Here is a 19217-nt window from a genome sequence, read left to right on the forward strand (position 1 = left end):
GTGTGGTCCCGCACGTGAAAGTTGCGGGTGGCGGCGAAGCCTACCACCAGCTCCGGGGCGCGGCCTGCTGCGGCGCCGGGGTCCATAGGCCGGGCTCGCCGTATTCCGGCGCGCCACCGGCGCGCGCGGCCCGGCGCAGATGGCGCGTCGGCTCGACCTCCTCGTAGCGATCGTCCGGCCAATCGTCGGCGACGCGGCGATGAGTCGGGTGGCGCTGGGCGGTGCGGGCCTGGGGCGGCGTCGGCACGCTGTCGGCTTTCTTTCGGGAGGGCTCGTCCGGCAGCCGGGCGAGGGCCGGACCGCCGCCGCCCGGCAGGCCCAGGGCCGCGCGCATCGGCGCGTCGTAGCCGTAGAGGTCGGGCAGGGTGCGGTAGCTCCCGCCGTCGTCCACGTAGGCGGTGAAATAGGCGAGGTGGACCGGCAGCTTCTCCGGCAACCGGATCGTGCGCTCCCCCTTGCCGATCAGCTTCTTGAGGCGCTCCGCGGACCAGTTCGGCAGGACGGTGTCGGCGAGACGGAAGGGATCATCGACGCGCACGCAGCCGTGGCTGAAGTCGCGCTTCGCGGCCGAGAACAGCGAGCGGTTCGGCGTGTCGTGCAGATAGACCGCGTGCTGATTCGGGAACATGAACTTGATGAAGCCGAGGGCGTTGCGCTCCCCCGGCGGCTGGCGCAGCGCGATGTGGCCGCCGTGCCGCACGACCTCGTAGCCGCCCCAGGTCTTGCCGCCGTATCCGGCGAGCTTCGGCGCCATGGTCTTCAGGATGGAGGGCGGCACGTACCACGACGGGTTGACGACGGCGTATTCCATCAGCCCGGAGAAGAGCGGCGTGCGCGAGTCCGGCTTGCCGACGATCACCCGCGCCTCGTCCCGCAGAACCCCGCCGCGATAGGCCCGAAGGCGATATTCCGGGACGTTGACGAGGATGTAGTCCGGACCCAGGTCGCCGGGCAGCCAGCGCCACCGCTCCATGTTGACGATCAGCTCGGCCTCGCCGCCGGTCGGTCGGTTGGCGCGTCCGGGATCGGCCAGCGCCAGGACGGTCTGGACGTTCAGGACGCCGCTGGCGGGCAGCCCGTGGCTGCGCTGGAAGCGGCTGACTGCATCGGCCACCGTGGCGTCGTAAGTGTCCGGCTCACCGGGTCCCTGATCGAGCGTCCCGGCCGGGCGGTTCTCCAGATCGAAATGCGCCCGCAGCAGCGGGACGCGGGCATCGCGCATGCCGATCCGCAGGGCGGGTCCGGCCGGCAGCCGCAACGGCTTCGCCGCCGCCGGGGCCGGCCCACGCAGCGACGCGAGCCGGCTTTTCAGGGCGCGATAGCCGGGCGTCGCCGGGTTGTAGGCCTGCAGGGTCTCTCCGGCCTTGGCACCGGCGTCGGCGAGCTTGGCCAGGACGTCGTTGCCGGCCGGAAGGTCCAGGGTCGGGGTGATCAGACGCGAGATCGAGGCGAGGTTGACCCGGCCGCCCCGCGCATCCCGGGCATAGAGAACCGCCGCAGCCGAGAGGCGAAGGTCGGCGTCGGCCACCGCCTTCGCGTCCGGCTTCTCGGGGAGGTTCGGGATCGTGTAGGCGCGGGCGTCGAGTCCGTCCTCCCCGGCCGCCGCCAGCCGCGCCGAGACCGCCTTCGCGGTCTCGCTCCAGCCGCCGTCGGCGATCCAGAGGGGCTTGTCGACGCGGGCCTCGTAGAGCGAACGGATCGCGTCGCGGTCCCGGGTGGTCAGGCGCAGCAGGAGCGGGGCCGGATCGGCGAGCCGGGCGAACACCGCGGCGCCGAGGGGATCGGTCGGGGCGACGGGTGCGGCAGCCGCCGGGGCCGGGGCCGGTTCGGCGGCCGGTGCCTCGGGCTTGTAATCCGGCAGCGCGGCCGGGGCGGGGCCCGGTTCCGGCGATGGCGACTGCGCCGAGGCCGGGGTATCGACCGGTGCCTTGTCGAGCGCGGCCATCTCGGCGGCGAAGGCGCCGGCCGAGGCCAGCGTTCCGGTCATCAGGGCGGCCAGCGCCATCAGGCTGGAGCGCGGGACGCGCATCGTGATCTCCCGGGAAAGCGGCAGCAGGGCCGCACGCTTGGATTGTGATTATCCGCCCAAGCGTGGCGTTGGGCAACCGCAGTCTTGAGTAGTCGAAGCCGCGCTATACCGATGCCGACTTGCTATCAATGCTGCAGAATTTCTGGATGTCACGAAGATCGAGTGTTTTCGTGTAAGAGCTTGGCATGAAGACTGGGCGGGCAGCTCCGTCGCCCGCCCGGTGCGCTAGCACACCTGAACGCCGGTCAGGCCGCGTCCTCGGCCTTGTCGTCGCCCTCGAGGCCGAGGTCCTTCAGCTTGCGGTACAGGGTGGATCGGCCGATCCCGAGGCGGCGCGACACCTCCGACATGCGCTGCCGATAGAATTGCAGGGCGTAGCGGATGATCTCGGCCTCCAGCACATCCATGGGCTTCATCTCGCCGGTCTCCTCGGCGACGAGCGACATGGCGTGGGGGTCGCGCACCTCGACGCGGACGATCTCGCGCACAGGCTCGGGGGCGTAGGACGGCGTCGACGGCTGGCTGGGCGCCGCCGGGATCCGGACATCGAAGCCCTCGACCTGCGCGGCGATCTGCGGGAATTCGGCGACCGTGAGTTCGTCGCCGTCGGCGAGCACCACGGCGCGGAACAGGGCATTCTCCAGCTGGCGGACGTTGCCGGGCCAGGGATAGCGGGTCAGCAGCGCCATCGCCTCCGGGGTGATCGCCCGGACGCGCTTGCCCTCCTCGGCGGAGAATCGGGCGCAGAACGAGCGGACCAGATCGGGGATGTCCTCCCGGCGCGCGCGCAGCGGCGGCAGCGTCATGGGGAACACGTTGAGCCGGTAATACAGGTCCTCGCGGAAGCGGCCCTGCTTCACGAGGTCGAGGAGCGAGCGGTTGGTCGCCGAGACGAGGCGGATGTCGACCCGCACCGCGCGCTTGCCGCCGACCGGATCGACCTCGCCCTCCTGGAGCGCGCGGAGCAGCTTCACCTGGGCGTCGAGGGGCAGTTCCCCGATCTCGTCCAGGAACAGGGTCCCCCCCGAGGCCTCCACGAACTTGCCGGCATGCTTCTCGGTGGCGCCCGTGAACGCCCCCTTCTCGTGGCCGAACAGGGTCGATTCCACGAGGTTTTCCGGGATCGCGCCGCAATTGACCGTGACGAACGCTTTGCCGCGCCGGTCCCCCGAGCCCTGGATCGCCCGGGCTAGGACCTCCTTGCCGACGCCGGATTCGCCCTCGATCAGCACCGGGATGTTCGACTTCGCCGCGCGCTCGGCGAGGCGGATGACCCGCTCCATGTCGGGGCTCTTCGAGGTGAGGTCCTTGAAGGTCAGCGCCCCGGAGGCGCGGCGGCGCATGCGGCGCACCTCCTCCTCCAGGGTGTCGACCCGCAGGGCGTTCTTGATCGAGACCTGCAGCCGCTCCGCGCCCGCGGGCTTGACCACGAAATCGACCGCGCCGGCCCGCATGGCGGTGACCACGGCGTCGATGGAGCCGTTGGAGGTCTGCACGATGACCGGTGTTGCGAGGCCACCCTTGCGCATCTCGGCCAGCACGCCGAGCCCGTCGAGCCCCGGCATCACGAGATCGAGCAGGACCACGTCCGCGCCCTCGGTCTTGAGCAGGGCGAGCGCGTCAGCCCCGGTCTCGGCGACCCGGGCCTCGAAGCCGAACCGGCGCACCGCCGCCTCGGCGAGGCGCCGCTGGACCGGATCGTCGTCCACGATGAGCACGGTGGTGGGCATGGCGGCTCCCTGACCGGCGCGAGGCTCGGGCCGGCGGCCCGGGATCGATCCCGGGCGCAGATTCCGATTCGGCGCGTGTTCCGTTTCGATCCGCAGGGTGACCGAGAGACGTAAAGTGGCGCTTAACGACGTTTGCCCGGTTCCCCCGGGGCTCGGCGGAGGGCCCCGCCAACCCGCCGCGTTGAACGCGTGGCGGCCCACTCGATATCAGGGTAGGGAGCCACGCCCGTTGGAAGGAACGCACGCTATGATGCCGAGCCACACCGCCGCGCCGGTGAACGTCCGTCTGCCCGAGGGTGTGAGCGCTGCCCGCGCCGCCGCGAAGGCCGCCGACCTCGGCCATCTCCCGGAATGGGACCTGTCCGACCTCTATTCCGGCCTCGACGCGCCGGAATTCTCCGCCGACATGACCCGCGCCGAGGAGGAGTGCCGCCGCTTCTCGGAGAGCTATGCCGGAAGCATCGCGGAGATGGCCGCCGGGCCGGACGCATCCGGGCGCCTCGCCGAGGCGGTGCGCGCCTACGAGCGGATCGAGGACCTGCTCGGCAAGCTGATGTCCTTCGCCGGGCTGGTCTATTCCGGCGACACCACCGACGAGGCCCGGGCCAAGTTCTACGGCGACACCCGCGAGCGCCTGACCAACGCCTCGGCCGACCTGCTGTTCTTCGCCCTCGAACTGAACCGGGTCGAGGACGCGGTGATGAACGCCGCGATGGCCGAGGGACCGCTCGCCCAATACGCGCCGTGGATCGAGGATCTCCGCCGGGAGAAGCCGCACCAGCTCGACGACCGGACCGAGAAGCTGTTCCTCGAGAAGTCGGTCACGTCGAACGCCGCCTGGGACCGGCTGTTCAACGAGACGATCGCCGCCCTGCGCTTCACGGTCCAGGGCGAGGAGATGCCGCTGGAGCCGACCCTCAACAAACTTCAGGATCCGGACGGTGCCGTCCGCAAGGAGGCCGCCGAGACGATCAGCACGGTGCTGCGCGGGAACCTGCGGGTGTTCACGCTGATCACCAACACCCTGGCGAAGGACAAGGAGATCTCCGACCGCTGGCGCGGCTTCAAGGACGTGGCCGAGGCGCGCCATCTCGCCAACCGGGTCGAGCCGGAAGTGGTCGAGGCGCTGGTGGACGCCGTGCGGGCGGCCTATCCGCGCCTGTCGCACCGCTATTACAAGTTGAAGGCCAAGTGGTTCGGGCAGGAGACCCTGCCCTACTGGGACCGCAACGCGCCGTTGCCGAAGGTCGAGCAGCGCACGATCCCCTGGACGGAGGCCCGCGACACGGTGCTCTCCGCCTACGACGCCTTCTCGCCGAAGATGGCGGGGATCGCCCGGCGCTTCTTCGACGAGCGCTGGATCGACGCGCCGACCCGCCCCGGCAAGGCGCCCGGCGCCTTCGCGCACCCGACGGTGCCCTCCGTCCACCCCTACGTGCTGGTCAACTACCAGGGTAAGCCCCGGGACGTGATGACCCTCGCCCACGAGCTCGGCCACGGCGTCCATCAGGTGCTGGCCGGGCCCAACGGCGCCCTGATGGCGCCGACACCGCTGACGCTCGCCGAGACCGCCAGCGTGTTCGGCGAGATGCTGACCTTCCGCAAGCTGCTGGCGGCGACCACCGATCCGACCCAGCGCCGGGCCATGCTCGCCGCCAAGGTCGAGGACATGATCAACACCGTGGTGCGCCAGATCGCGTTCTACTCGTTCGAGCGGAAGGTGCATCTGGCCCGCGCCAAGGGCGAGCTGACCATGGATCAGATCAACGCCCTGTGGCTCTCGGTCCAGGCGGAATCACTCGGACCGGCCATCGCGCTGGATTCCGGTTACGAGCCGTTCTGGGCCTACATCCCGCACTTCATCCACTCGCCGTTCTACGTCTACGCCTACGCGTTCGGCGATTGCCTCGTGAACTCCCTCTACGGGGTCTACGCCCAGGCCGAGGAGGGCTTCGTGGAGCGCTATTTCGCCCTGCTCGCGGCCGGCGGCTCGAAGCCCTACGGCGAATTGCTCGCCCCCTTCGGCCTCGACGCCAAGGATCCAGGCTTCTGGCAGATCGGCCTCGGGATGATCGAAGGGATGATCGTCGAGCTGGAGGGGATGGAGGGCTACGCCTAGCCAGCCGCCTCCTGCCCAGGCTCCGCGGTGTCATGCGCGCCGTATGACGCCGCGGAGATCACCCTGACGCTCGAGGTCGGGCGCGTCGGGAACTCGACCGGCCTGATCCTGCCGAAGGATTTCGTCAGCCGCCTGAATCCGGCGCAGGACGATTGTCTCTGCGTCACCGAGAACGCCGACGGCACCGTCAGGCCGTCTCCCCACGGCCCTGCCGTCGAGAAAGGCATGAAGGTCGCGGAGAAGGCCACGAAAACCTATCGGAACGCCCTGGCAGAACTCGCGAAATGACCACCGATCGCGAGATCGTCTGGCTCACGGGCGAACTCGGCAAGGCGTTCCACGGGCTGCACCGGAAGCAGTTCGGCGGGCCCACTGGCATACGTGACGAGGGGGCGCTCGAATCGGCGCTGGGACGGCCGATCAACCGCGTTGCCCATGTCGAGGTTGGCGCCGATATCGAACGCGCCGCGGCTTACGCGTCCGGCATTGCCCAGAAATCCGTTCGTCGACCACAACAGGGGGCTGCCCTGCCGGGGCTCATCACGGTCCCGGGCCTCGACGACGTCGACGTCGTCGCCGACGAGGCCGAGGCCGCGGTGACGATACGCGGCCTCGCCGCCGGCGCGATCGACGATTCCGGCCTCCCCCGCTGGATCCGCGACAACGGGCCGGCGCCCTGAGCCGCCGCGGCGCAGCGCCCCTGCGGTCTGGTGCGCGGTGCGGAACGACTTATGTCCTCGCCTGCACCGAGGAAGATCCTGGACAATGGCCGAGACCGATCGCGAAGCCAACCGCTTCTCCGCCCGCGCCGGGCGTTACGCCAGCGTCGGCGCCAATGTCGGCGGTGTCGCCGCGCGGATGGCCATGTCGCGGCTGTTCGGCAAGGAGGGCACCACCAACGCCGCGGCGCTCGCCCAGGCGCTCGGCGGGCTGAAGGGCCCGATCATGAAGGTGGCCCAGCTCCTGGCCACCGTCCCGGACCTGCTGCCCCCCGAATACGCCGCCGAACTCCAGAAGCTCCAGGCCGACGCGCCGCCCATGGGCGCGGCCTTCGTGAAGCGCCGGATGCAGTCCGAGCTGGGCGCCGGATGGCAGCAGCGGTTCGGCAGCTTCGACCTGAAGCCCGCCGCCGCGGCCTCCCTCGGTCAGGTCCATCGCGCCACCGGACAGGACGGAACACGGCTCGCCTGCAAGCTCCAATATCCGGACATGCAATCGGCCGTCGAGGCCGACCTCAAGCAGCTGGAGGTGGCGTTCGCCCTCCACCGCCGGATGAATTCCTGGCTCGATACGCGCGAGATCGCCAAGGAGATCGGGGCCCGGGTACGCGAGGAGCTCGATTACGAGCGGGAGGCCAAGCACGCCACCCTCTACGGCGCCGTGCTCAAGGACATCGCGGCGGTGCGCGTCCCCAGCGTCTTTCCGGACCTGTCCACCAAGCGCCTGCTGACCCTCGGCTGGCTCGACGGCGACAAGATCCTGGGCTTCGCCGAGGAGCCGGTCGAGATCCGCAACCGCATCGCGCAGGCGATGTTCAAGGCGTGGTGGCATCCGTTCAGCCGGGCCGCCGTGATCCACGGCGATCCGCATCTCGGCAATTACACGGTCTTCTCCGAGGGCGGGGAGGCGGCCGGCATCAACCTGCTCGATTACGGCTGCGTGCGGATCTTCCATCCCCGCTTCGTCGGCGGAGTCGTGGACCTCTACCGCGGCCTCCTCGAGGGCGATTCGGCCCGCATCGTCCATGCCTACGAGGTCTGGGGCTTCAAGGCCCTCGACAAGGAGAAGATCGACATCCTGAACATCTGGGCGCGGTTCATCTACGGCCCGCTCCTGGAGGATCGGACCCGCACCGTCGCAGACGGGGTGAAGCCGGGGGATTACGGCCGCCACCAGGCCTTCCAGGTGCATCAGGCCCTCAAGGAACGGGGGCCGGTGACGGTGCCTCAGGAATTCGTGTTCATGGATCGCGCGGCGGTGGGGCTTGGCGCCGTGTTCCTCCACCTGCGCTCGGAGCTGAACTACCATCGGCTGTTCGAGGCGGAGATCGAGCATTTCTCCCTGGACGAACTGGCGAAGCGCCAGGGCCGCGCCCTCACCGCGGCGGGGTTGGCCACGCCCGCTTGAACGGCTCGGCACCCGATTGGGGCGTGATCAATTGCGGGCGTCCGATTGCGGCAGATAAACGCTTGAGCTACATCCCACCGTGACCGCAAGAAGTCGCGTCTAGGGACACGAGCGCACGATGGCCGAGAGTGAGACGGTGGCCGGGCACACCTACAGCCCGGCGATGGACGCGAAGACCCACGAGCAGACCTATCGCGGCTTCGTCCGCTTCGTCGAGATCGCCACCGGCGTCGTGATCTGCTGGGTCCTGGCCCTCGCCATCGGCGGGATCCGTGAGGCGTGGCTGCTGGCGATCCTCGGGGTGATCCTCGCGGGCGCGGCCGGCGCCGTTGGGGCCCTGGCACCCGCCGTCGGCTGGCGCGGCCCGCTCGTCGTCGCCATCCTGCTCCTGCTGTACCTGTTCTTCGCCTGAATCCGCCGGGGCGGCCCCGGCCGCCTCCCGCCGACGGGCTGCACGCCCGGTGATCGGCCCGGGGCGCTGACGCGTGGCTCTCGATTCGATTGGCCACAAGTTACATTCAACGCGGTTTCATTATTTCATCGCCGGTCCCAGTCTCGAAAAGCCGCGTCGGTTCGCGCATTCGAAGGGCCGAGCTTATCCAGGGGAAACCTCGCATGCGCATCGCTGTGCTGTCCGAGACGGACTCCGCGGAACCGCGCGTGGCCGCGGTTCCGGAGACCGTCAAGAAGTTCAAGGCCCTCGGTGCCGACGTGGTGGTGCAGTCCGGCGCCGGCATGAAAGCCGGTTTTCTCGATGGTGAGTACGAGGCGGCCGGCGCCGAGGTGGCCGGCAGCGCCGCAGACGCCGCGCGCGACGCCGATCTCGTCCTCAAGGTCCGGCGCCCGAGCGCCGAAGAGCTGCCGCTGTTCAAGCACGGCGCCACCGTGGTGGCGATCATGGACCCCTACGGCAACGAGGACGCCCTCAAGGCGATGGCCGATGCCGGCGTGGCCGGCTTCGCCATGGAGTTGATGCCCCGCATCACCCGGGCGCAGGTCATGGACGTGCTGTCCTCGCAGGCGAACCTCGCCGGCTACCGCGCGGTCGTGGACGGTGCCGCCGAGTACGGTCGCGCCATGCCGATGATGATGACCGCCGCCGGGACGGTCCCGGCGGCCCGCGTCTTCGTGATGGGCGTGGGCGTCGCGGGTCTCCAGGCCATCGCCACCGCGCGCCGCCTCGGCGCCATCGTGACCGCCACCGACGTGCGCCCGGCCACCAAGGAGCAGGTGGAGTCCCTCGGCGCGAAGTTCGTCGCGGTGGAGGACGACGAGTTCAAGCAGGCCGAGACCAAGGGCGGCTACGCCAAGGAGATGTCGGCCGGCTACCTGGCCAAGCAGGCCGAGCTGGTGAAGGGTCACATCGCCAAGCAGGACATCGTCATCACCACGGCGCTGATCCCCGGCCGCCCGGCGCCGAAGCTCGTCTCCGAGGAGATGGTGGCGTCCATGAAGCCGGGCTCTGTCCTGGTCGACCTCGCAGTCGAGCGCGGCGGCAACGTCGCCGGCGCCAAGGCGGGCGAAGTCGTCACCAACGAGCGCGGCGTGAAGATCGTCGGCCACGTCAACGTGGCGGGCCGGCTCGCCGCCACCGCGTCCAGCCTCTACGCGCGCAACCTCTACGCCTTCGTCGAGACCCTGATCGACAAGGAGTCGAAGGCGCTGGCCATCAAGTGGGACGACGAGCTGGTCAAGGCCACGAACCTGACCCGGGATGGCTCGGTCACCCACACATCCTTCCAGTCCAAGAGCGACGGCGCCGCGTCGGAAGCCGCGTCCGTGGGCTTGTCCAAGTCGGAGGCCAACAAGGCGTCCGGCACGGCCGCCCCGGCGGGCGCGCAGTGATCCCCCGTCGAGAGGAGTAGCAGAATGGCAACCGTCATCATCCCTCCCGATCAGGCGACCGATCAGGCCCGCGTGCTGGCCGACGCCGCCCGCGCCGCCGCCGACGTGGCGCGCAACGCCGCCGATCAGGCCCAGGCCATCGCCGACGGCATGGGCCACGGCCTCAGTGCCGCCACCGGCGGTGCCGTCGATCCCACGGTGTTCCGTCTGGCTATCTTCGTGCTGGCCATCTTCGTCGGCTACTACGTGGTCTGGTCGGTGACCCCGGCCCTCCACACCCCGCTGATGTCGGTCACCAACGCGATCTCCTCGGTGATCATCGTCGGTGCGATCCTCGCGGTCGGCGTCCCGCTGATCGAGAAGGGCACCGGCTTCGCCCGGTTCTTCGGCTTCATCGGCATCGTGCTGGCCAGCGTGAACATCTTCGGCGGCTTCCTGGTCACGCAGCGCATGCTCGGCATGTACAAGAAGAAGGGCTGAGCCGGTGTCAGAGAACGTCTCCTCCCTTCTGTATATCGTTGCCGGCGTCCTGTTCATCATGGCGCTGCGGGGGCTCTCGCACCCCACCACCTCCCGGCAGGGCAACCTGTACGGCATGATCGGCATGGGGCTGGCGATCCTGACCACCCTGGTCGGCCATCCGCCGGCCGGGTTCGGCGCCTGGATCCTGGTTCTGCTGGGTCTCGGTATCGGCGGCGGCGCCGGCGCCGTGATCGCCAAGCGCGTGCCGATGACCGCCATGCCCCAGCTGGTGGCGGCCTTCCACTCGCTGGTCGGCCTCGCGGCGGTGTTCGTGGCCGCGGGCGCCCTCTACGCGCCGCAGGCCTTCGGCATCATCGAGAATGGCCACTTCCACAAGCAGTCGCTGTTCGAGATGGGGCTCGGCGTCGCCATCGGCGCCATCACCTTCACCGGCTCGGTGATCGCCTTCGCCAAGCTCGACGGGCGAATGTCCGGCAAGCCGATCATGCTACCCCAGCGCCATCTCATCAACGCGCTGCTGGCCGCCGGCCTCGTGCTGCTGATCGCCCTGTTCATCGGCACCGAGTCGAAGGCCCTGTTCTGGCTGATCGTCATCGTCGCGCTGGTGCTCGGCGGCCTGATCATCATCCCGATCGGTGGCGCCGACATGCCGGTGGTCGTGTCGATGCTCAACTCCTACTCGGGCTGGGCGGCGGCGGGGATCGGCTTCACCCTGGGCAATCTCGCGCTGATCATCACCGGCTCGCTGGTGGGCTCCTCGGGCGCGATCCTGTCCTACATCATGTGCCACGCGATGAACCGGTCGTTCATCTCGGTCATCCTCGGCGGCTTCGGCGGCGATGCCGCGGCGTCCGCCGCCGGCGGGCAGGTCGAGACGCGGCCCGTGAAGCAGGGTTCGTCGGACGATGCCGCCTACATCATGAAGAACGCCGAGCGGGTCATCATCGTCCCGGGCTACGGCATGGCGGTCGCCCAGGCGCAGCATTCGCTCCGCGAGATGGCCGACATGCTGAAGAAGGAGGGCGTCGACGTGAAATACGCCATCCACCCGGTGGCGGGCCGCATGCCGGGCCACATGAACGTGCTCCTCGCGGAGGCCAACGTGCCCTACGACGAGGTGTTCGAACTCGAGGACATCAACGGCGAGTTCCCGCAGGCGGACGTCGCCTTCGTGATCGGCGCCAACGACGTCACCAACCCGGCGGCCAAGACCGACAAGGCCTCGCCGATCTACGGCATGCCGATCCTCGACGTGGAGAAGGCCAAGACCGTGCTGTTCATCAAGCGCGGCATGGGCTCCGGCTACGCGGGCGTCGAGAACGAGGTGTTCTTCCGCGACAACACGATGATGCTGTTCGGCGACGCCAAGAAGGTCGTCGACAACATCCTCAAGGCGCTCTGAAGCACCGACCCGCGCGCGGTCGGCCGGGGCGGGCAGCGATGCCCGCCCCGTCTCGTTTCAGGGATTGGTCGACTCGGCGCAGCCGGCTGTTGCGGCCAGGCCCGGGATTCTGTGATCCGGCCCGTGTAGGATGGCCCCGTGTCCTGCGCCGCGCTCCTCGCCGATCCGCCGCCCTTCCTGGGTGTCGCCGCCTCCGTGACCGGCCGACGCTGGCAGGAGCGTTGCGGCGGCACGGCCGTCCAGAACCACATCGCCAAGATGGTGCAGGCCCACGGGCTGCCCGAGCTGCTCGCCCGCGTCCTCGCCGGCCGGGGCGTGGCCCCGGAGGACGCCGCGCGTCACCTCGCCCCGCGCCTGCGCGACCTGATGCCGGATCCCGACACGCTGCTCGACATGGATGCGGCCGTCCGCCGCCTCATGCGCGCCGTGCGGCGGCGGGAGACCGTGGCGGTGTTCGGCGATTACGACGTCGACGGTGCCGCGAGCGCCGCGCTCCTGGCCGGCTATCTCCGCAGCCTCGGCCTTCAGGTGCCGATCCACATCCCGGACCGGATCACCGAGGGTTACGGTCCCAACATCGCGGCGATCACCGCGCTCGCGGCGGACGGCGCGACCCTGCTGGTCTGCGTCGATTGCGGGACCAGCGGCCACGGCCCCCTGGAGGAGGCCGAGAAATCGGGCCTCGACGTGATCGTCCTCGATCACCACGCCGCCGCCGAGGTGCTGCCCCCGGCCCGCGCCGTGGTGAATCCGAACCGCCTCGACGATCTCTCGGGCCTCGGCCATCTCTGCGCGGCCGGTGTTGTGTTCCTGACCCTCGTCGCCCTCAGCCGCGCCCTGCGGCAGGAGGGATTCTTCGGCCCGGACCGCCCCGAGCCGGTCCTCACCGATGCCCTCGACCTCGTGGCCCTCGCCACCGTCGCCGACGTGGTGCCGCTCACCGGCCTCAACCGGGCCTTCGTGACCCAGGGGCTGACGGTGATGCGCCATCGCGGCCGGACCGGCCTGGCGGCGCTCCTCGACGCCGCCTCGCTGAGCGAGCCGCCCGAGGCGTGGCACCTCGGCTTCGTGCTCGGGCCGCGCATCAATGCCGGCGGTCGCATCGGCGATTCGGCCCTCGGCGCCCGGCTGCTGACCACGGCCGATCCGCACGAGGCCACCCGCATCGCCGCCGATCTCGATCACTTGAACCGCGAGCGTCAGGCCATCGAAGCGCAGGCCGTGATGGAGGCCGAGGCCGAGATGGACCACGCGGTGACCCGCGATCCCGCCCGGGCGGTGCTGGTCGCGGCGAACGCGGCATGGCACCCGGGCATCGTCGGCCTGATCGCATCGCGGCTGAAGGACCGTTTCAACCGGCCGGCCTTCGCCTTCGCGATCCGTCCGGACGGCAGCGCCACCGGCTCGGGCCGTTCGATCCCCGGGGCGGATCTCGGCCTCGCGGTGCGCGCCTGCGTGGAGGCCCGGATCGCCAGCAAGGGCGGCGGGCACGCGATGGCGGCGGGCGTGACCCTGCGGGCCGACGACATCCCGCGCTTCGAGGCGCATCTCACCGCGCTCCTCGGGGCCAGCATCGCCCTGGCACGGTCGGCGGAGGCCCTGCTGATCGACGGCGGACTCAGCGCCGGCGGCGCCACGGCCGAGACCGTCCGGCTGCTCCAGCGGGCCGGCCCGTTCGGACAGGGCGCGCCGGAGCCGGTCTTCGCCCTCGGACGGCACCGGCTCGTCGATGCAGCCTTGGTCGGGTCGAGCCACGTCCGGGCGCGCCTGCGCAGCCGCGATGGGCAGGCCGTGGGGGCGATCTGCTTCCGGGCCGCGGAGCGGCCCCTCGGCCTCGCCCTGCTGAACGGGATCGGGCGCGAGATGCACGTCGCCGGCACCCTGTCGTGCGACCGTTGGCGCGGTGCCGAACGGGCGCAGCTGCGGATCGTGGATCTGGCGTTTGCCGATCCTTGATCGGCCTCAGGCGCCGGCCATCACCAGCGCCCAGAACCGCTTGTAGCGGGTGCCGGGGGCGTCCACCCGGGCGATGCCGATCCGGCGGATCTGCGGGATCAGCATGTTCCTGTTGTGCTCGGGGCTGGCCTTCCACCGGGCGAGCACCTGCTCCAGGGTCTCGGAGCCGGCGCTGAGGTTCTCGGCCGCATAGGACTTCGCCAGACCCGCCGACGCCATGCGCGACGTGAAGCTGCCGCCGATCTCGTGGCTGAGCTGCCCGTTGCGGGCATTGTTACCCGCCTGGAAGGCCGCCGCCTTGACCAGGGTCGGATCGACGATCACCGGGCTCAAGCCGTGCTGGACGCGGTAGGCCGAGATCGCGGCCGCAGCCGCGACCTCGTCCAGAACCGTGGTCTGCGTCGCGTTCTCGACGCTCGGCTCGGGGGTGAAGGACAGGCCGCCGCATCCGGCGAGGGCGAGCAGCAAGGCGGCGGCGAGGGTGCGGGTGAGGATCGGCACGGTCCGGACAGCGGGTTCGAGGAAATCGCCAGCCTCCCTCCGGCCGCCTTGCGGCGAAAGCGCGGCGGGCTCGGAGGGGCGCGGTCCGTTGGCCACGGTCGTGGCCGCGGCGCCACGCCCGGTGCGGTCAGGCCGCCAGGGCGTTGCCCCCGAGCATCGCCGGCGCGAAGGCGCGCAGGAGATCGGTGTCGAGATGGCCATGGCTCTCGACCATGATGGCCAGGGCCTCCGCGGCGGTGGCGGGCTGCCGATAGGTGCGGCGCTCGGTCAGGGCCGAGAACACGTCGCAGATGCTGACGATCCGGACGAGGTCGGTGACGGCCGCGCCTGCGAGGCGGTCCGGGTATCCCTTGCCGTCGAGCCGCTCGTGATGGTGGCGCACCACGTCGATCACCGCGCCCTCGAACTCCCCCTGCGCCAGCAGCAGGGCGGCGCCGATATCGGGATGGCGCTGCATCAGCCGCAATTCCTCGGGATCAAGCGGCCCCGGCTTGTTGAGGATCTCGACCGGGATCCGCGACTTGCCGATGTCGTGCAGCAGGGCGGCGCGAACGAGCCGACTGAGATCGCCGCGGCTCAGGCCGATCTGCGATCCGAAGGTCGCGGCGTGGCCGGCGACGCCGAGCGTGTGCTGATACACGCCGATATCGTGGCGCCAGACCGCGTCGAGCCAGGCGCCGATACCCGCTTCCGACACGGCGGCGAGCACCAGTTCGGTCCCCCGTTCGACATCGGCCCGCTGGAGCCCGGCACCGAGGGCGGCGCTGTCGAACAGTTCGGTCACGATCGCGGTGGCGCCGGTCACCTGCTCCAGCAATCGTCGCTCACGCGTCGCCACCGATCGCGTCGCCTCCTCGATCATGGCGAAGGCGTTCGCCAGGACGATCTGGCGCGGAGCGGCGGCGGGAATCTGACGCAGATGCGGGGCGGGCGGCATCGGACCTGCGCCGCGGGCCAGGACCAGACGCGGCACCGGCGGCCGCGGGAAGGTGAGGGCCGGTTCGAGCGCGGCGGCCCGGTCCGGCGGCACGTCGAGGAGGATGAGGTGAGGCCGCGCGGTCGGGATCGCGGCCTGGGGCGCGAGGGCGCGGCAATCCATCACCAGCGCGATGGCCCGCTCCAGCGCCGCCCGCTCCGTCGGCCGATCGGAGATCAGCAGGACGAACGGCTGGTTCAATGTTCCATCTGTCGCGCCGAGGGCCAACACGGTTGCTCCCCCGCCCGCTTGGTCAACGATGCGTTGACCCTAACGGGAAGTTCCGAGGAAAGTGTTAACCCTAAGCAGTCAGCGCGATCCGAGCAATCGATGTCAGGCGAGTCTGGCGCTGCCCACGGCGCGCGCGGGCGTGGTGGCGGCGCGATCCGAATCACCGGCCGGGCTCACGAAATCCGCGAACTTGACGGTGAGGACGGCCTGGCAGGCCGCGAACGCGACGAAGATCAGAGCGAAGCTGGCGATCATGGGGGGCACTCCGAAGCGGCGGGACAGGCCGTATGTTGCGATGCGGTAGATGTCATGCCGCTCCGCAAACTGGTATACCAGATACGGAATGCCGACCATGCCGCCGGTGCATGACGCGCCGTCAGGGCTCAAAACACCGGTTCGCGATGTCGTCGGACGGGCGCGGGGTACAGAGTGCCGAGGTCGCGGACCGCGCCCGTCTTGACGCGATGCTGCGGTGCGGTCGGCCGATGCCCCGGCGAAACCTCACTGATCGCAGCATCGCCTGCGACATAGTCCCGTTCAGGCGCGACCGCTTTCCATAACCGGGCGGCATGCGGATGCGCTCGGCGCTCCCCGAGGGGGCAGTCCAGCTGCGATCAGTCGAGGTAATCGCCGTAGGTGTCGACGTGCTGGGCGAGGCCGAGCCCGTGCTCGCGCACGAGCCGTTCGGCCAGGTCGGCATCCCGGGCTTCGAGCGCGGCGATGATGGCCACGTGCTCGCGGATCGACCGCTCCGCCCGATCGCCCTGGCGCAGCGCCGTGCTGCGGATGCCGCGGACATGCATCAGGAGATTGCTCGTGAGGTCGGCGATCGCCTCGCAATGGCCGAGCGCGATGATCCGCTGATGGAAGCGGATGTTGGCATCCGAGTATTCGTCGATGTGTTCGGACGGTTGGCCTTCGTAAAACTCCGGGAACGAATCCCGCAGGGACCGCAACTGCGCATCCGTGGCTCCGGTACAGGCCAGCCGGGCCGCCATGCTCTCCAGCGCCGTCCAGGCGTGGATCATGCCGACGATCTCGCGCTTGTTCTTCTTGATCACGAACACGCCGCGCCGCGCCTCCGAGCGGACGAAGCCCTCCTGCTCAAGAACCGTCAGCGCCTCGCGCACCGGTGTGCGGCTGACGCCCAGATCTTGCGAGAGCTTGCGCTCGTCGAGCCGCACCTCGTCCGGCCGCCCATAGATGTCCATGTTGGTGATGGCCGTCTTGAGTGCCTCATAGGCCAAGGTCCGGAGACTTGAACTGGCAACGATCGGCTTGACGCTCAGCGGTTCGGAGTTCGACATCCCTGGTCCGGCGGCTCACATGCATGATGTACCGCACGCATTCTCAGTCGTGCGCGTCTCTGTGGACTAACGCAAACCTTATCCGGATCCTAGTCGAGCTCGGACCACGCCCACAGACCTCTGACGGCGACGTGATGCCCGGAGCGCACACCGTCGCAAGACACCGCCGCCGGGCCATGTCTGGCTTCACGTCCCGGACTGCCTCTTTAATCCCGAGCCGGGACCATGTATTTTTCTGCAAGTTCGATTGACACGAACCCGCAATATAAGCACCATTCTGCTGGCATACCGTCGACCAATTGTTGTCGAAGTCGTTCGAGCAACACGACTTCGGACCGGAAGACTTAATTTTTCGGTGACGCAAGAATTTTTCAACGCATGGCGGTCGCTTTGCTCTGCCGCTGCGTAGCATGGCGGGGCATACAGACCGCACGAGATCATCGACAACAACAAAACTGGCTGGGAGGGAAGCGAATGTCTGAGATCCGCAGACCCGTGGGGCGCGGCCGCTGGCTGCAACTCGCCTTCGGCGTCGTCTGCATGTGCATGATCGCCAACATGCAGTACGGCTGGACCTTCTTCGTCAATCCGATGCAGGAGCGCCACGGCTGGGACCGGGCGGCGATCCAGGTCGCCTTCACGCTGTTCGTGGTCACGGAGACGTGGCTGGTCCCGATCGAGGGCTGGTTCGTCGACAAGTACGGTCCGCGCATCGTCACCCTGTTCGGCGGGCTGCTCTGCGGCGTCGCCTGGGTGATGAACGCCTACGCCGACACCCTCACCATGCTCTACATCGCCGCCGCGATCGGCGGGACCGGGGCCGGCGCGGTCTACGGGACCTGCGTGGGCAACTCGCTGAAGTGGTTCCCGGACCGCCGCGGCCTCGCCGCCGGCATCACCGCGATGGGCTTCGGCGCCGGCTCGGCGCTGACCGTCGTGCCGATCCAGGCGATGATCAAGTCCCAGGGCTATGAGGCCGCGTTCTTCGCCTTCGGCATCGGGCAGGGCGTCATCGTCATGCTGATCGCGCTGTTCCTGCGGGCGCCGGCCAAGGGTCAGGTCCCGGAGGTCGCCCGGGTCAGCCAGTCGAAGCGCGACTTCAAGCCCTCCGAGATGGTGCGCACGCCGATCTTCTGGGTGATGTACGCCATGTTCGTCATGATGGCCGCCGGCGGCCTGATGGCGACCGCGCAGCTCGGCCCCATCGCAAAGGACTTCAAGATCGCCGACGTGCCGGTCTCGCTGCTCGGGATCACGCTGCCGGCGCTGACCTTCGCGGCGACCCTCGACCGGGTGCTCAACGGCGTCACGCGGCCGTTCTTCGGCTGGGTCTCCGATCATATCGGGCGCGAGAACACGATGTTCGTCGCCTTCGCCATCGAGGGGCTCGGCATCTACGCGCTCAGCCAGCTCGGCCAGAACCCGATCGCCTTCGTGCTGCTGACCGGCCTCGTGTTCTTCGCCTGGGGCGAGATCTACTCGCTGTTCCCCGCCACCTGCGGCGACACCTTCGGGTCGAAATACGCGGCCACCAACGCCGGCCTGCTCTACACCGCCAAGGGCACGGCGGCGCTCATCGTCCCGTATACCAGCGTGCTCACGACCATGACCGGAAGCTGGCACACGGTGTTTCTGGCGGCCGCAGCGCTCAACATCCTAGCGGCCCTGCTGGCGCTCTTCGTCCTGAAGCCGATGCGCGCGGCCTACACCAAGAAGCGGGACACCAGCCTCGCCCCGGCGCTGGCCCAGTAACCCGCCGCGCGCACACTGGAGAGCCCGGCGCCTTTACGGCGTCGGGCTTTTGCGCCTACCCGGGGCCGGGCCTTCCGGAGATCGGTCATGGACAGGGACGAGCGCAGCGCGCGGGAGAGCGTCGTGGCGGCTGCGCGGGATCTCGACGCGCAGGGGTTGAACCGCGGCACCTCCGGCAACGTCTCGGTGCGCTTCCGCGACGGCCTGCTGATCACGCCCTCGGGCCTGCCCACGGCGCGGATGAGGCCGGACGACGTCGTCCCCATGGCCCTCGACGGCACGCACCCGCCGGGTCAGAAGCCCTCATCGGAATGGCGCTTCCATCGCGACATCCTCGCGGCCCGGCGGGATTGCGGCGCCATCGTCCATGCACATCCAGTCTACTGCACGGCCTTCGCCTTGTGCCGAAGGGAGATCCCGGCGGTCCACTACATGATCGCGGCCTTCGGGGGGCCGAACGTGCGTTGCGCCCCCTATGCGCCCTACGGCACCGCGGAGCTGTCGGATCTCGCGCTCGCCGCGCTCGCCGACCGCACGGTCTGCCTCTTGGCCAATCACGGCATGATCGCCGCGGGGGCGAGCCTGGAGAAGGCCCTCTGGCTCGCCGTCGAGTTGGAGACGCTTTGCCACCAATACGCGGTGGCGCTTCAGGTCGGCACGCCGACGATCCTGTCCGATCACGAGATCGGCACAACGGTCGAACGCTTCCGCGGCTATGGGCTGAATGCCGCCGGACCGGATCGGGACCGCGGTTGAGGG

17 protein-coding genes are annotated in these 19217 nt (G+C 69.5%); 11 read left to right on the plus strand and 6 right to left on the minus strand.

The window, feature by feature from the left end:
• Positions 1–40 precede the first annotated feature (40 nt).
• Both AC3IF3_RS19735 and AC3IF3_RS19740 read right to left on the minus strand, forming a co-directional pair.
• Complete coding sequence (locus AC3IF3_RS19735; RefSeq protein ID WP_489229983.1) at positions 41–2029, minus strand: L,D-transpeptidase family protein; 1989 nt, start codon at positions 2027–2029, stop codon at positions 41–43.
• 245 nt (positions 2030–2274) lie between these two features.
• Positions 2275–3759 (minus strand): sigma-54-dependent transcriptional regulator, encoded by a 1485-nt coding sequence (locus AC3IF3_RS19740; RefSeq protein ID WP_489229984.1) that lies wholly within the window; start codon positions 3757–3759, stop codon positions 2275–2277.
• 247 nt (positions 3760–4006) lie between these two features.
• Between AC3IF3_RS19740 and AC3IF3_RS19745 the strand changes: the two genes are divergently transcribed.
• The 9 genes from AC3IF3_RS19745 to recJ all read left to right on the plus strand — a co-directional run bounded on the left by AC3IF3_RS19745 (position 4007) and on the right by recJ (position 13691).
• Complete coding sequence (locus AC3IF3_RS19745) at positions 4007–5878, plus strand: M3 family oligoendopeptidase (protein WP_489229985.1); 1872 nt, start codon at positions 4007–4009, stop codon at positions 5876–5878.
• Positions 5879–5905: 27 nt separating this feature from the next.
• On the plus strand, positions 5906–6166 hold the full coding sequence (locus AC3IF3_RS19750; protein ID WP_489229986.1) for an AbrB/MazE/SpoVT family DNA-binding domain-containing protein: 261 nt from the start codon (positions 5906–5908) through the stop codon (positions 6164–6166).
• Complete coding sequence (locus AC3IF3_RS19755; protein ID WP_489229987.1) at positions 6163–6558, plus strand: type II toxin-antitoxin system death-on-curing family toxin; 396 nt, start codon at positions 6163–6165, stop codon at positions 6556–6558. Before AC3IF3_RS19750 ends, AC3IF3_RS19755 begins: the two co-directional genes overlap by 4 nt.
• A gap of 85 nt (positions 6559–6643) precedes the next feature.
• Positions 6644–8005 carry an ABC1 kinase family protein gene (locus tag AC3IF3_RS19760; protein WP_243967086.1) on the plus strand — a complete coding sequence of 454 codons (1362 nt, stop codon included), beginning with the start codon at positions 6644–6646 and terminating at the stop codon, positions 8003–8005.
• Between the two features lie 118 nt (positions 8006–8123).
• A complete protein-coding gene (locus tag AC3IF3_RS19765; RefSeq protein WP_243967087.1) occupies positions 8124–8417 on the plus strand; it encodes an aa3-type cytochrome c oxidase subunit IV in 294 nt (97 codons plus the stop codon).
• Between the two features lie 203 nt (positions 8418–8620).
• Positions 8621–9850 carry a Re/Si-specific NAD(P)(+) transhydrogenase subunit alpha gene (locus AC3IF3_RS19770; RefSeq protein ID WP_489229988.1) on the plus strand — a complete coding sequence of 410 codons (1230 nt, stop codon included), beginning with the start codon at positions 8621–8623 and terminating at the stop codon, positions 9848–9850.
• 24 nt (positions 9851–9874) lie between these two features.
• Positions 9875–10330, plus strand: a complete 456-nt coding sequence (locus AC3IF3_RS19775) for a proton-translocating transhydrogenase family protein (protein ID WP_243967089.1) — start codon at positions 9875–9877, stop codon at positions 10328–10330.
• Between the two features lie 4 nt (positions 10331–10334).
• Positions 10335–11735, plus strand: a complete 1401-nt coding sequence (locus AC3IF3_RS19780) for an NAD(P)(+) transhydrogenase (Re/Si-specific) subunit beta (protein WP_243967091.1) — start codon at positions 10335–10337, stop codon at positions 11733–11735.
• A 138-nt stretch (positions 11736–11873) separates the two neighbouring features.
• Complete coding sequence (recJ, locus tag AC3IF3_RS19785; RefSeq protein ID WP_489229989.1) at positions 11874–13691, plus strand: single-stranded-DNA-specific exonuclease RecJ; 1818 nt, start codon at positions 11874–11876, stop codon at positions 13689–13691.
• A gap of 6 nt (positions 13692–13697) precedes the next feature.
• Here the strand turns inward: recJ and AC3IF3_RS19790 are convergent, their stop codons facing one another.
• From AC3IF3_RS19790 to AC3IF3_RS19805, 4 genes are all read right to left on the minus strand, one after another.
• The gene (locus AC3IF3_RS19790; RefSeq protein WP_243967177.1) at positions 13698–14192 is read right to left on the minus strand and encodes a CAP domain-containing protein; all 495 of its coding nucleotides are present in this window, start codon (positions 14190–14192) and stop codon (positions 13698–13700) included.
• A gap of 127 nt (positions 14193–14319) precedes the next feature.
• The gene (locus AC3IF3_RS19795) at positions 14320–15369 is read right to left on the minus strand and encodes an HD-GYP domain-containing protein (RefSeq protein WP_243967094.1); all 1050 of its coding nucleotides are present in this window, start codon (positions 15367–15369) and stop codon (positions 14320–14322) included.
• 132 nt (positions 15370–15501) lie between these two features.
• Positions 15502–15786, minus strand: coding sequence for a hypothetical protein (locus tag AC3IF3_RS19800; RefSeq protein WP_489217743.1), 285 nt, complete (start codon positions 15784–15786; stop codon positions 15502–15504).
• 227 nt (positions 15787–16013) lie between these two features.
• Positions 16014–16706 carry a GntR family transcriptional regulator gene (locus tag AC3IF3_RS19805; protein ID WP_243967096.1) on the minus strand — a complete coding sequence of 231 codons (693 nt, stop codon included), beginning with the start codon at positions 16704–16706 and terminating at the stop codon, positions 16014–16016.
• 474 nt (positions 16707–17180) lie between these two features.
• Here AC3IF3_RS19805 and oxlT point away from each other — a divergent pair, with 474 nt between their 5' ends.
• Entirely contained in the window at positions 17181–18458 is a 1278-nt protein-coding gene (oxlT, locus tag AC3IF3_RS19810) for an oxalate/formate MFS antiporter (RefSeq protein ID WP_489229990.1), read from the plus strand.
• Positions 18459–18545: 87 nt separating this feature from the next.
• Positions 18546–19214 carry a class II aldolase/adducin family protein gene (locus tag AC3IF3_RS19815; protein WP_489229991.1) on the plus strand — a complete coding sequence of 223 codons (669 nt, stop codon included), beginning with the start codon at positions 18546–18548 and terminating at the stop codon, positions 19212–19214.
• Positions 19215–19217 lie beyond the last annotated feature (3 nt).

The organism is Methylobacterium sp. J-118, assembly GCF_057836565.1.

Coding starts and splice junctions, on each gene's coding strand:
- AC3IF3_RS19735 (WP_489229983.1), bottom strand. CDS start 2,029: ATGCGCGTCCCGCGCTCCAGCCTGATGGCGCTGGCCGCCCTGATGACC.
- AC3IF3_RS19740 (WP_489229984.1), bottom strand. CDS start 3,759: ATGCCCACCACCGTGCTCATCGTGGACGACGATCCGGTCCAGCGGCGC.
- AC3IF3_RS19745 (WP_489229985.1), top strand. CDS start 4,007: ATGATGCCGAGCCACACCGCCGCGCCGGTGAACGTCCGTCTGCCCGAG.
- AC3IF3_RS19755 (WP_489229987.1), top strand. CDS start 6,163: ATGACCACCGATCGCGAGATCGTCTGGCTCACGGGCGAACTCGGCAAG.
- AC3IF3_RS19760 (WP_243967086.1), top strand. CDS start 6,644: ATGGCCGAGACCGATCGCGAAGCCAACCGCTTCTCCGCCCGCGCCGGG.
- AC3IF3_RS19765 (WP_243967087.1), top strand. CDS start 8,124: ATGGCCGAGAGTGAGACGGTGGCCGGGCACACCTACAGCCCGGCGATG.
- AC3IF3_RS19770 (WP_489229988.1), top strand. CDS start 8,621: ATGCGCATCGCTGTGCTGTCCGAGACGGACTCCGCGGAACCGCGCGTG.
- AC3IF3_RS19775 (WP_243967089.1), top strand. CDS start 9,875: ATGGCAACCGTCATCATCCCTCCCGATCAGGCGACCGATCAGGCCCGC.
- AC3IF3_RS19805 (WP_243967096.1), bottom strand. CDS start 16,706: ATGTCGAACTCCGAACCGCTGAGCGTCAAGCCGATCGTTGCCAGTTCA.
- oxlT (WP_489229990.1), top strand. CDS start 17,181: ATGTCTGAGATCCGCAGACCCGTGGGGCGCGGCCGCTGGCTGCAACTC.
- AC3IF3_RS19815 (WP_489229991.1), top strand. CDS start 18,546: ATGGACAGGGACGAGCGCAGCGCGCGGGAGAGCGTCGTGGCGGCTGCG.